The 242-nt window shown below is 38.0% G+C and carries 1 protein-coding gene; it reads right to left on the reverse strand.

The window, feature by feature from the left end; genetic code table 11:
- Positions 1-242, reverse strand: a 242-nt coding sequence (locus NLF92_RS13680; RefSeq protein ID WP_254102818.1) for a histidine kinase, incomplete at both ends; no start/stop codon positions are given.

A 242-nucleotide genomic window follows, 5' to 3' on the forward strand; every position in this document is an offset into this window, starting at 1 on the left:
GTATGAGGATCGTATCAATATTCAGCATGAGCTTGTCTACATTCGTTTGTAGCTCAATGGTCTGATCTGCATATCTCGAATCGTTGAGGATATCAATTAACGTTTCACGCAGCAATGGCACAATGTTCACAAGCTCTTTATGCAACATCACGTCGTTATTTTTCAGCCTTGTTGTTAAATTGAGATCCTCCATCACATCTTTGATGTACAATGATTTATTCTCAATGATGTCAGCGTAATGT

The sequence above is a fragment of the Opacimonas viscosa genome, assembly GCF_024199005.1.
Taxonomy (GTDB): Bacteria; Pseudomonadota; Gammaproteobacteria; order Enterobacterales; family Alteromonadaceae; genus Opacimonas; species Opacimonas viscosa.